This is a genomic window from Enterobacter sp. ODB01, assembly GCF_001623605.1.
Classification (GTDB): domain Bacteria; phylum Pseudomonadota; class Gammaproteobacteria; order Enterobacterales; family Enterobacteriaceae; genus Enterobacter; species Enterobacter kobei.
The window spans coordinates 339439-351602 of the sequence record NZ_CP015227.1 but is presented as its reverse complement, the minus strand read 5'-3'; the positions used below and the strand labels follow the sequence as shown (position 1 = coordinate 351602).

The following is a 12164-nucleotide window of genomic DNA, read 5'->3' as shown; positions in this document are numbered from 1 at the left end:
CGCAACGGTGAGCGAAAGCCGCGTTGCAACTGCTCTTTAACAATTTATCAGACAATCTGTGTGGGCACTCAAAGTGACATGGATTCTTAACGTCCTCGGACGAAAAATGAATACCAAGTCTCTGAGTGAACATACGTAATTCATTACGAAGTTTAATTCACGAGCATCAAACTTAAATTGAAGAGTTTGATCATGGCTCAGATTGAACGCTGGCGGCAGGCCTAACACATGCAAGTCGAACGGTAGCACAGAGAGCTTGCTCTCGGGTGACGAGTGGCGGACGGGTGAGTAATGTCTGGGAAACTGCCTGATGGAGGGGGATAACTACTGGAAACGGTAGCTAATACCGCATAACGTCGCAAGACCAAAGAGGGGGACCTTCGGGCCTCTTGCCATCAGATGTGCCCAGATGGGATTAGCTAGTAGGTGGGGTAATGGCTCACCTAGGCGACGATCCCTAGCTGGTCTGAGAGGATGACCAGCCACACTGGAACTGAGACACGGTCCAGACTCCTACGGGAGGCAGCAGTGGGGAATATTGCACAATGGGCGCAAGCCTGATGCAGCCATGCCGCGTGTATGAAGAAGGCCTTCGGGTTGTAAAGTACTTTCAGCGGGGAGGAAGGTGTTGTGGTTAATAACCGCAGCAATTGACGTTACCCGCAGAAGAAGCACCGGCTAACTCCGTGCCAGCAGCCGCGGTAATACGGAGGGTGCAAGCGTTAATCGGAATTACTGGGCGTAAAGCGCACGCAGGCGGTCTGTCAAGTCGGATGTGAAATCCCCGGGCTCAACCTGGGAACTGCATTCGAAACTGGCAGGCTAGAGTCTTGTAGAGGGGGGTAGAATTCCAGGTGTAGCGGTGAAATGCGTAGAGATCTGGAGGAATACCGGTGGCGAAGGCGGCCCCCTGGACAAAGACTGACGCTCAGGTGCGAAAGCGTGGGGAGCAAACAGGATTAGATACCCTGGTAGTCCACGCCGTAAACGATGTCGACTTGGAGGTTGTGCCCTTGAGGCGTGGCTTCCGGAGCTAACGCGTTAAGTCGACCGCCTGGGGAGTACGGCCGCAAGGTTAAAACTCAAATGAATTGACGGGGGCCCGCACAAGCGGTGGAGCATGTGGTTTAATTCGATGCAACGCGAAGAACCTTACCTACTCTTGACATCCAGAGAACTTTCCAGAGATGGATTGGTGCCTTCGGGAACTCTGAGACAGGTGCTGCATGGCTGTCGTCAGCTCGTGTTGTGAAATGTTGGGTTAAGTCCCGCAACGAGCGCAACCCTTATCCTTTGTTGCCAGCGGTTAGGCCGGGAACTCAAAGGAGACTGCCAGTGATAAACTGGAGGAAGGTGGGGATGACGTCAAGTCATCATGGCCCTTACGAGTAGGGCTACACACGTGCTACAATGGCGCATACAAAGAGAAGCGACCTCGCGAGAGCAAGCGGACCTCATAAAGTGCGTCGTAGTCCGGATTGGAGTCTGCAACTCGACTCCATGAAGTCGGAATCGCTAGTAATCGTAGATCAGAATGCTACGGTGAATACGTTCCCGGGCCTTGTACACACCGCCCGTCACACCATGGGAGTGGGTTGCAAAAGAAGTAGGTAGCTTAACCTTCGGGAGGGCGCTTACCACTTTGTGATTCATGACTGGGGTGAAGTCGTAACAAGGTAACCGTAGGGGAACCTGCGGTTGGATCACCTCCTTACCTTAAAGAACCTGCCTTTGTAGTGCTCACACAGATTGTCTGATGAAAAGTAAATAGCAAGGCGTCTTGCGATTGAGACTTCAGTGTCCCCTTCGTCTAGAGGCCCAGGACACCGCCCTTTCACGGCGGTAACAGGGGTTCGAATCCCCTAGGGGACGCCACTTGCTGGTTCGTGAGTGAAAGTCACCTGCCGTCATATCTCAAAACTGACTTGCGAGTCATGTTTGAGATATTTGCTCTTTAAAAATCTGGATCAAGCTGAAAATTGAAACGACACACATGTTATGTGTGTTCGAGTCTCTCAAATTTTCGCAAACCGATGATGAATCGAAAGAAACATCTTCGGGTTGTGAGGTTAAGCGACTAAGCGTACACGGTGGATGCCCTGGCAGTCAGAGGCGATGAAGGACGTGCTAATCTGCGAAAAGCGCCGGCGAGGTGATATGAACCTTTGACCCGGCGATGTCCGAATGGGGAAACCCAGTGTGATTCGTCACACTATCGTTAACTGAATACATAGGTTAACGAGGCGAACCGGGGGAACTGAAACATCTAAGTACCCCGAGGAAAAGAAATCAACCGAGATTCCCCCAGTAGCGGCGAGCGAACGGGGAGCAGCCCGGAGTCTGAATCAGCTTGTGTGTTAGTGGAACGGTCTGGAAAGTCCGACGGTACAGGGTGATAGTCCCGTACACGAAAATGCACAGGTTGTGAACTCGAAGAGTAGGGCGGGACACGTGGTATCCTGTCTGAATATGGGGGGACCATCCTCCAAGGCTAAATACTCCTGACTGACCGATAGTGAACCAGTACCGTGAGGGAAAGGCGAAAAGAACCCCGGCGAGGGGAGTGAAAAAGAACCTGAAACCGTGTACGTACAAGCAGTGGGAGCCTACTTGTTAGGTGACTGCGTACCTTTTGTATAATGGGTCAGCGACTTATATTCTGTAGCAAGGTTAACCGTATAGGGGAGCCGAAGGGAAACCGAGTCTTAACTGGGCGTTAAGTTGCAGGGTATAGACCCGAAACCCGGTGATCTAGCCATGGGCAGGTTGAAGGTTGGGTAACACTAACTGGAGGACCGAACCGACTAATGTTGAAAAATTAGCGGATGACCTGTGGCTGGGGGTGAAAGGCCAATCAAACCGGGAGATAGCTGGTTCTCCCCGAAAGCTATTTAGGTAGCGCCTCGTGAATTCATCTTCGGGGGTAGAGCACTGTTTCGGCTAGGGGGCCATCCCGGCTTACCAACCCGATGCAAACTACGAATACCGAAGAATGTTATCACGGGAGACACACGGCGGGTGCTAACGTCCGTCGTGAAGAGGGAAACAACCCAGACCGCCAGCTAAGGTCCCAAAGTCATGGTTAAGTGGGAAACGATGTGGGAAGGCACAGACAGCCAGGATGTTGGCTTAGAAGCAGCCATCATTTAAAGAAAGCGTAATAGCTCACTGGTCGAGTCGGCCTGCGCGGAAGATGTAACGGGGCTAAACCATGCACCGAAGCTGCGGCAGCGACGCTTATGCGTTGTTGGGTAGGGGAGCGTTCTGTAAGCCGTTGAAGGTGGCCTGTGAGGGTTGCTGGAGGTATCAGAAGTGCGAATGCTGACATAAGTAACGATAAAGCGGGTGAAAAGCCCGCTCGCCGGAAGACCAAGGGTTCCTGTCCAACGTTAATCGGGGCAGGGTGAGTCGACCCCTAAGGCGAGGCCGAAAGGCGTAGTCGATGGGAAACAGGTTAATATTCCTGTACTTGGTGTTACTGCGAAGGGGGACGGAGAAGGCTATGTTAGCCGGGCGACGGTTGTCCCGGTTTAAGCATGTAGGCGGAGGTTCCAGGTAAATCCGGTACCTTTTAACGCTGAGGTGTGATGACGAGGCACTACGGTGCTGAAGTAACAAATGCCCTGCTTCCAGGAAAAGCCTCTAAGCATCAGGTAACACGAAATCGTACCCCAAACCGACACAGGTGGTCAGGTAGAGAATACCAAGGCGCTTGAGAGAACTCGGGTGAAGGAACTAGGCAAAATGGTGCCGTAACTTCGGGAGAAGGCACGCTGATATGTAGGTGAAGCCCCTGCGGGTGGAGCTGAAATCAGTCGAAGATACCAGCTGGCTGCAACTGTTTATTAAAAACACAGCACTGTGCAAACACGAAAGTGGACGTATACGGTGTGACGCCTGCCCGGTGCCGGAAGGTTAATTGATGGGGTTAGCGGTAACGCGAAGCTCTTGATCGAAGCCCCGGTAAACGGCGGCCGTAACTATAACGGTCCTAAGGTAGCGAAATTCCTTGTCGGGTAAGTTCCGACCTGCACGAATGGCGTAATGATGGCCAGGCTGTCTCCACCCGAGACTCAGTGAAATTGAACTCGCTGTGAAGATGCAGTGTACCCGCGGCAAGACGGAAAGACCCCGTGAACCTTTACTATAGCTTGACACTGAACACTGGTCCTTGATGTGTAGGATAGGTGGGAGGCTTTGAAGCGTGGACGCCAGTCTGCGTGGAGCCGACCTTGAAATACCACCCTTTAATGGCTGGTGTTCTAACGTAGACCCGTGATCCGGGTTGCGGACAGTGTCTGGTGGGTAGTTTGACTGGGGCGGTCTCCTCCCAAAGAGTAACGGAGGAGCACGAAGGTTAGCTAATCCTGGTCGGACATCAGGAGGTTAGTGCAATGGCATAAGCTAGCTTGACTGCGAGAGTGACGGCTCGAGCAGGTGCGAAAGCAGGTCATAGTGATCCGGTGGTTCTGAATGGAAGGGCCATCGCTCAACGGATAAAAGGTACTCCGGGGATAACAGGCTGATACCGCCCAAGAGTTCATATCGACGGCGGTGTTTGGCACCTCGATGTCGGCTCATCACATCCTGGGGCTGAAGTAGGTCCCAAGGGTATGGCTGTTCGCCATTTAAAGTGGTACGCGAGCTGGGTTTAGAACGTCGTGAGACAGTTCGGTCCCTATCTGCCGTGGGCGCTGGAGAATTGAGGGGGGCTGCTCCTAGTACGAGAGGACCGGAGTGGACGCATCACTGGTGTTCGGGTTGTCATGCCAATGGCACTGCCCGGTAGCTAAATGCGGAAGAGATAAGTGCTGAAAGCATCTAAGCACGAAACTTGCCCCGAGATGAGTTCTCCCTGAGACTATAAGTCTCCTGAAGGAACGTTGAAGACTACGACGTTGATAGGTCGGGTGTGTAAGCGCAGCGATGCGTTGAGCTAACCGATACTAATGAACCGTGAGGCTTAACCTTACAACGCCGAAGCTGTTTTGGCGGTGAGAGACGATTTTCAGCCTGATACAGATTACAGAATTTGCCTGGCGGCTTTAGCGCGGTGGTCCCACCTGACCCCATGCCGAACTCAGAAGTGAAACGCCGTAGCGCCGATGGTAGTGTGGGGTCTCCCCATGTGAGAGTAGGGAACTGCCAGGCATCAAATAGAAGAACCCCGTACCGTAAGGTGCGGGGTTTTTTGCTTTGGGCGTTATTCCTCTCCTTGAAACTTTCTCACCTTCCTCTTGCAGACTCGACATTCAGGCCGGATCTCGGTATTGTTAGCTGTCTGGATGTCTAAACGTTTATACGTATGCTTTGAGGATTCAACGATATGCCGATTCGGGTGCAGGACGAGCTACCAGCCGTCAATTTCTTACGTGAAGAGAACGTCTTTGTGATGACGGCTTCACGCGCAACAGTTCAGGAAATTCGCCCGCTGAAGGTTCTTATTCTCAACCTGATGCCGAAAAAGATTGAAACAGAGAATCAGTTCCTGCGTCTGCTTTCAAACTCTCCGCTGCAGGTCGATATTCAGCTGCTGCGGATCGATGCGCGCGAGTCACGCAACACGCCTTCTGAGCACCTGAACAACTTTTACTGTAACTTCGATGACATTCAGGGGGAAAACTTCGACGGCCTGATTGTGACCGGCGCACCGCTCGGTCTGGTTGAATTTAACGATGTTGCCTACTGGCCGCAGATCAAACAGGTACTGGAGTGGGCAAAAGATCACGTCACGTCCACCTTGTTTGTTTGTTGGGCGGTACAGGCGGCACTGAATATTCTTTATGGTATCCCTAAACAAACCCGCACTGAAAAGCTCTCCGGCGTATACGAACACCACATTCTTCATCCACATGCTCTGCTGACGCGCGGGTTTGATGATTCGTTTCTGGCGCCGCATTCGCGCTATGCCGATTTCCCGGCGCAGCTGATCCGTGATTACACCGATCTGGAGATCCTGGCCGAAACGGAAGAGGGGGATGCATACCTGTTTGCCAGCAAAGATAAGCGCATTGCCTTTGTAACCGGGCATCCTGAATACGATCCGCATACCCTTGCGTCAGAGTATTTCCGTGATGTCGAAGCGGGTCTTAATCCGGATGTGCCGTACAACTATTTCCCGAAAAACGATCCACAAAACAAACCGAGAGCAACCTGGCGCAGCCACGGGAATTTGCTTTTTACTAACTGGCTCAACTATTACGTCTACCAAATCACGCCATACGATCTGCGACACATGAATCCGACGCTAGAGTAATCTTCTGCATTAAACGATCCTAAAGCGTTTCAGCTGTTCGCATCAGGCACCTTCGGGTGCCTTTTTTATTTCCGAAATTCTACTCAACATTGAGAAAAACTTTAATTTCATACTGATCAAGGAGTTAACGTTATAAATAAAATAAAATGGAAATTGTTTTTGATTTTGGAAAGAATAGAGATAGTCTTAATTCTGCTGAGCGAAAACTACACAACGATCTTTCGTTCGCATCGGGGGCGTGATTTTGGATCTTTGATGAGGAGCAGAGTAATGACTCAACAGGCAACGACGGTCGACGAACTGGCCTTTACCCAGCCGCATGGTGAGCAAGAACAGCAAATATTGACGGCAGAGGCGGTCGAATTTCTGACTGAACTGGTGACCCGCTTTACGCCGCAGCGCAATAAGCTGCTGGCAGCACGCATTCACCAGCAGCAGGAAATTGACGATGGCAAGTTGCCTGGGTTTATTTCGGAAACCGCTTCCATTCGCCGTGGTGAGTGGAAAATTCGTGGTATTCCTGAAGATTTACAGGATCGCCGCGTTGAGATCACCGGTCCGGTAGAACGCAAAATGGTGATCAACGCCATGAACGCGAACGTTAAAGTCTTTATGGCTGATTTTGAAGACTCGTTGGCACCGGACTGGCGTAAGGTTATCGAGGGGCAAATCAACCTGCGCGACGCCGTGAACGGCACCATCAGCTATACCAACGAAGCCGGGAAAATCTATCAACTTAAACCGAATCCGGCGGTGCTGATCTGTCGCGTACGCGGTCTCCATCTGCCTGAAAAACACGTCACCTGGCGTGGGGAAGCCATTCCCGGCAGCCTGTTTGATTTCGCGCTCTATTTCTTCCACAACCACAAAAACCTGCTGGCAAAAGGCAGCGGCCCCTATTTCTATCTGCCAAAAACGCAGGCCTGGCAGGAAGCGGCGTGGTGGAGTGAGGTGTTCAGTTATGCAGAAGATCGTTTCAACCTGCCACGTGGCACCATCAAAGCCACCCTGTTGATTGAAACGCTGCCTGCGGTTTTCCAGATGAACGAAATTCTGCATGCCCTGCGTGACCACATCGTCGGCCTGAACTGTGGGCGTTGGGACTATATCTTCAGCTATATCAAAACCCTGAAAAATTATCCCGATCGTGTACTGCCCGATCGTCAGGTCGTCACTATGGATAAGCCGTTCCTGAGCGCCTACTCGCGCCTGCTGATCAAAACCTGCCACAAGCGCGGTGCCTTTGCGATGGGCGGCATGGCGGCATTTATTCCGAGCAAAGACGCGGAGCGTAACAATCAGGTGCTCAACAAAGTGAAGGCCGATAAAGAGCTTGAAGCGCGTAACGGTCATGACGGAACGTGGATCGCCCATCCGGGCCTCGCAGACACGGCAATGGAAGTCTTTAACCGCGTACTCGGTGACAATAAAAATCAGCTCTTTGTTACGCGCGAAGAGGATGCGCCAACGGCTGAAGAACAGCTGCTGGCACCGTGTGCAGGTGAACGTACGGAAGAGGGCATGCGCGCCAACATTCGCGTTGCGGTGCAGTACATCGAAGCCTGGATCTCTGGCAACGGCTGCGTGCCGATCTACGGCCTGATGGAAGATGCCGCCACGGCGGAAATCTCCCGCACCTCTATCTGGCAATGGATCCATCATCAAAAAACGCTCAGCAACGGCAAGCCGGTGACCAAAGCCCTGTTCCGCCAGATGCTGGCCGAAGAAATGCGGGTGATCCAGGACGAGTTGGGCGAACACCGCTTCAGCAGCGGACGTTTTGATGATGCTGCACGCCTGATGGAACAAATCACCACCTCAGATGACTTAATCGACTTCCTGACCCTGCCGGGCTACCGCTTCCTGGCGTAACTCACCACATAACAATATGGAGCATCTGCACATGAAAACCCGTACCCAACAAATCGAAGAACTGAAGAAAGAATGGACACAACCGCGCTGGGAAGGCATTCGTCGTCCGTACAGCGCGGAAGAAGTGGTGAAATTACGCGGCTCGGTCAATCCGGAATGCACGCTGGCGCAAAATGGCGCGGCGAAAATGTGGAAGCTGCTGCACGGTGGTTCCAAAAAGGGTTATATCAATAGCCTCGGGGCGTTGACCGGCGGTCAGGCACTGCAGCAGGCGAAGGCCGGTATTGAGGCTGTCTATCTTTCCGGCTGGCAGGTTGCGGCGGATGCCAACCTGGCATCCAGTATGTATCCGGATCAGTCCCTCTACCCGGCGAACTCCGTGCCGTCGGTGGTTGATCGAATCAACAACACCTTCCGCCGTGCGGATCAGATCCAGTGGGCGGCAGGCATCGAACCCAACGATCCGCGCTTTATTGACTACTTCCTGCCGATCGTCGCGGATGCGGAAGCGGGTTTCGGCGGCGTGCTGAACGCGTTCGAGCTGATGAAATCAATGATTGAGGCCGGTGCAGCGGCCGTTCACTTCGAAGATCAGCTGGCATCGGTGAAGAAGTGCGGACACATGGGCGGTAAGGTGCTGGTTCCGACCCAGGAAGCGATTCAGAAACTGGTTGCCGCGCGTCTGGCGGCAGACGTGCTCGGCGTGCCGACGCTGGTCATTGCTCGTACCGATGCGGATGCGGCTGACCTGATCACCTCTGACTGCGATCCGTACGACAGCGAGTTCATCACCGGTGAGCGCACCAGTGAAGGGTTCTATCGTACCCATGCAGGCATCGAACAGGCGATCAGCCGTGGCCTGGCGTATGCCCCTTACGCCGACCTGGTCTGGTGTGAAACCTCCACGCCGGATCTGGCGCTGGCAAAACGTTTTGCCGATGCCATTCATGCGAAATATCCGGGCAAACTGCTGGCCTATAACTGCTCGCCGTCCTTCAACTGGCAGAAGAATCTGGATGATAAAACCATCGCCAGCTTCCAGCAGCAGCTTTCTGATATGGGCTACAAGTACCAGTTCATTACCCTGGCGGGTATCCACAGCATGTGGTTCAACATGTTCGACCTTGCACATGCTTATGCGCAGGGTGAAGGCATGAAACACTACGTCGAGAAGGTTCAGCAGCCAGAATTCGCCGCCGGAAAAGAGGGTTATACCTTCGTTTCTCACCAGCAGGAAGTGGGAACGGGCTACTTCGACAACGTGACCACTATCATTCAGGGCGGTGCCTCCTCCGTCACCGCCTTAACGGGATCAACCGAAGAAGCACAGTTCTAATCGTTTCCCCCTCTCCCCCCTCGGGGAGAGGGTTGGGGTGAGGGGGAATATATGTCGCGTGGCCTGGAATTACTGATTGCTCAAACTATTTTGCAGGGCTTCGATGCCCAGTATGGTCGTTTTCTTGAAGTGACATCCGGTGCGCAACAGCGCTTTGAACATGCGGACTGGCATGCGGTTCAGCAGGCCATGAAGCAGCGTATTCACCTTTATGACCACCACGTGGGTCTGGTGGTGGAGCAGTTGCGCTGTATTACCGATGGTAAAAGCCCGGATGCGGACTTTTTACTGCGCGTGAAAGAGCACTACACCCATTTATTACCTGACTACCCGCGCTTCGAGATTGCGGAGAGCTTTTTCAACTCCGTCTATTGCCGGTTATTTGACCACCGCTCATTATCTCCTGAGCGGTTATTTATCTTCAGCTCTCAGCCTGAACGACGATTTCGTGCTATCCCACGTCCGCTGGCGAAAGATTTCTTCCCGGAACGCGGGTGGGAGAAGCTTTTGCACCGTGTGCTAACCGATTTGCCGCTGCGTTTGCCCTGGGAGAATAAAACCCGGGATATAGGTTATATCCACACCCACCTGCGTGAAACCTTCGGCGAGGCGTTACTCGGCCGCAGCCACTTGCAGGTTGCCAACGAGCTTTTCTACCGCAATAAAGCCGCCTGGCTGGTAGGAAAACTGGTCACGCCATCGGCCATCGTACCGTTTCTGCTACCCATCCATCGGACAGATGACGGGGAACTGTTTGTCGATACCTGCCTGACCACCAGCGCCGAGGCCAGCATTGTATTTGGCTTCGCCCGCTCCTATTTCATGGTGTACGCACCGTTGCCTGCCGCGCTGGTGGAATGGCTGCGGGAGATCCTGCCGGGCAAAACCACCGCCGAGCTGTATATGGCGATTGGCTGTCAGAAGCACGCTAAAACGGAAAGCTATCGGGAATACCTGCGTTATGTCACCACCGCAGATGAACAGTTTATCGAAGCGCCTGGCATTCGCGGCATGGTGATGCTGGTGTTTACGCTTCCGGGGTTCGACCGCGTATTTAAGGTCATTAAAGACCGGTTCGCGCCGCAGAAAGAGATGACCGCCGCGCACGTCCGCGCCTGCTATCAGCTGGTCAAAGAGCATGACCGTGTCGGACGTATGGCGGATACTCAGGAATTCGAAAACTTTGTGCTGGATAAGCAACAGATCGACCCGGCGCTGATGGCGCTTTTGCTCAAGGAAGCATCGGGGAAAATCACCGATCTTGGCGACAAAATCGTGATTAGCCATCTTTACATCGAGCGCCGCATGGTGCCGCTGAACATCTGGCTGGAGCAGTCCGAGGGTCAGGCGCTGCGCGATGCTATAGAAGAATACGGTAACGCGATTCGCCAGCTTGCCGCGGCCAATATTTTTCCGGGCGATATGCTGTTTAAAAACTTCGGCGTCACGCGCCACGGGCGAGTGGTGTTTTATGATTATGACGAAATTTGCTACATGACCGAAGTGAATTTCCGCGATATCCCGCCGCCCCGTTACCCGGAAGATGAACTGTCTGGTGAACCGTGGTACAGCGTTTCGCCGGGCGATGTCTTTCCCGAAGAGTTTCGCCACTGGCTGTGCGCCGACCCGCGCATCGGGCCGCTATTTGAAGAGATGCACGCCGACCTTTTTCGTGCCAGCTACTGGCGCGGGCTGCAAACGCGGATCAAAAACGGGCATGTGGAAGATGTGTACGCTTACCGCCGCAAGCAGCGGTTTTGCATCCGGTTTAACGAATCCCACCATACGCCAGCGTCACCTCTTTCGCCGCCTTAATCACCAGCGCACCTAACTCGGTAACGCGGTCGTCGGTCATGCGCGAAATCGGCCCGGAGATAGAGATGGCGGCAAACGGCTCGCGGTGCTCGTCAAAGATACAGGCCGCGATACAGCGCAGACCCAAAGCATGTTCTTCATCATCAAATGAATAGCCACGCTTGCGGGTTAACGCCAGATCCTCTTTCAGATGCACCGGCGAAACCAGCGTGGCATGGGTATAGGCGTGCAGCCCTTTACGATGCAGCAGCCCTGTCACCTGATCTTCGCTGAGCTGAGACAGAAACGCTTTTCCTGCCCCGGACGCATGCATCGGCAGCTTACCGCCAATCGGCGCGGACATACGCATCAGCTGCGTGCACTGCACCTGATCGATAATGATTGCCTGATGATCGCTCTGATCAAGCACCGCCAGGTTTACCGTCTCGCCGGAATCTTCCATCAGCTTGCGCAGAATCGGATGCACAATCGCCAGCAGATTGCGGCTTTGCAGGAAGCTGCTGCCAACGATAAAGGCATGTGCGCCCACCGCCCAGTGTCCCAACTCGCCGACCTGGCGGACAAAGCCCAGCTGCTGCATAGTGGTCAGCAGGCGGTGCGTGGTGGAGTTCGGCAGGCCAGCCTGCTGGGCCAGCTCCGTCAGGGCCACGCTGCTGTGCGACTCGGCTATCCACTCCAGCAGCTTCAGACCGCGCGTGAGCGATTGTACCTGTCCGCTCGGTTGTGCTGCGGGGGTGGCAGCAGGTTTTCTGCCGCGTTTGGCGGGAACGGTCGCGACCATGACGATCTCCTTTTTCTGTATCGTGGAAATCATTTTCGTTTTATTTGGTGATTTTGCAACCGTTATCCTGACTGATCGGAGGAGTGATGGTGAACATGTCTCAT

5 protein-coding genes, 1 tRNA gene and 3 rRNA genes are annotated in these 12164 nt (G+C 53.6%); 8 read left to right on the top strand and 1 reads right to left on the bottom strand.

Annotation, left to right across the window (positions count from 1 at the left end):
• Positions 1 to 174: 174 nt before the first annotated feature.
• The 8 genes from A4308_RS01650 (at position 175) to aceK (ending at position 11279) form a co-directional block, all read left to right on the top strand.
• Positions 175 to 1714 (top strand): 16S ribosomal RNA (locus tag A4308_RS01650).
• 85 nt (positions 1715 to 1799) lie between these two features.
• Positions 1800 to 1875 (top strand) — tRNA-Glu (locus A4308_RS01645).
• A 192-nt stretch (positions 1876 to 2067) separates the two neighbouring features.
• Positions 2068 to 4971: ribosomal RNA gene (locus tag A4308_RS01640) — 23S ribosomal RNA — on the top strand.
• A 64-nt stretch (positions 4972 to 5035) separates the two neighbouring features.
• A 5S ribosomal RNA gene (gene rrf / locus A4308_RS01635) occupies positions 5036 to 5151 on the top strand.
• Together the 16S, 23S and 5S rRNA genes with 1 tRNA gene alongside form the textbook arrangement of a ribosomal RNA operon.
• A 175-nt stretch (positions 5152 to 5326) precedes the next feature.
• The gene (metA, locus tag A4308_RS01630) at positions 5327 to 6256 is read left to right on the top strand and encodes a homoserine O-acetyltransferase MetA (protein ID WP_023331771.1); all 930 of its coding nucleotides are present in this window, start codon (positions 5327 to 5329) and stop codon (positions 6254 to 6256) included.
• Between the two features lie 270 nt (positions 6257 to 6526).
• Complete coding sequence (gene aceB, locus A4308_RS01625; RefSeq protein ID WP_045281844.1) at positions 6527 to 8128, top strand: malate synthase A; 1602 nt, start codon at positions 6527 to 6529, stop codon at positions 8126 to 8128.
• Positions 8129 to 8159: 31 nt separating this feature from the next.
• Positions 8160 to 9464, top strand: a complete 1305-nt coding sequence (gene aceA, locus A4308_RS01620) for an isocitrate lyase (protein WP_014882085.1) — start codon at positions 8160 to 8162, stop codon at positions 9462 to 9464.
• A 51-nt stretch (positions 9465 to 9515) separates the two neighbouring features.
• A complete protein-coding gene (gene aceK, locus A4308_RS01615; protein ID WP_014882086.1) occupies positions 9516 to 11279 on the top strand; it encodes a bifunctional isocitrate dehydrogenase kinase/phosphatase in 1764 nt (587 codons plus the stop codon).
• Here the strand turns inward: aceK and iclR are convergent.
• Positions 11233 to 12060, bottom strand: a complete 828-nt coding sequence (gene iclR / locus A4308_RS01610; RefSeq protein ID WP_014882087.1) for a glyoxylate bypass operon transcriptional repressor IclR — start codon at positions 12058 to 12060, stop codon at positions 11233 to 11235. The two genes, aceK and iclR, sit on opposite strands and share 47 nt — an antisense overlap.
• Positions 12061 to 12164 lie beyond the last annotated feature (104 nt).

Coding starts and splice junctions, on each gene's coding strand:
- metA (WP_023331771.1), top strand. CDS start 5,327: ATGCCGATTCGGGTGCAGGACGAGCTACCAGCCGTCAATTTCTTACGT.
- aceB (WP_045281844.1), top strand. CDS start 6,527: ATGACTCAACAGGCAACGACGGTCGACGAACTGGCCTTTACCCAGCCG.
- aceA (WP_014882085.1), top strand. CDS start 8,160: ATGAAAACCCGTACCCAACAAATCGAAGAACTGAAGAAAGAATGGACA.
- aceK (WP_014882086.1), top strand. CDS start 9,516: ATGTCGCGTGGCCTGGAATTACTGATTGCTCAAACTATTTTGCAGGGC.
- iclR (WP_014882087.1), bottom strand. CDS start 12,060: ATGGTCGCGACCGTTCCCGCCAAACGCGGCAGAAAACCTGCTGCCACC.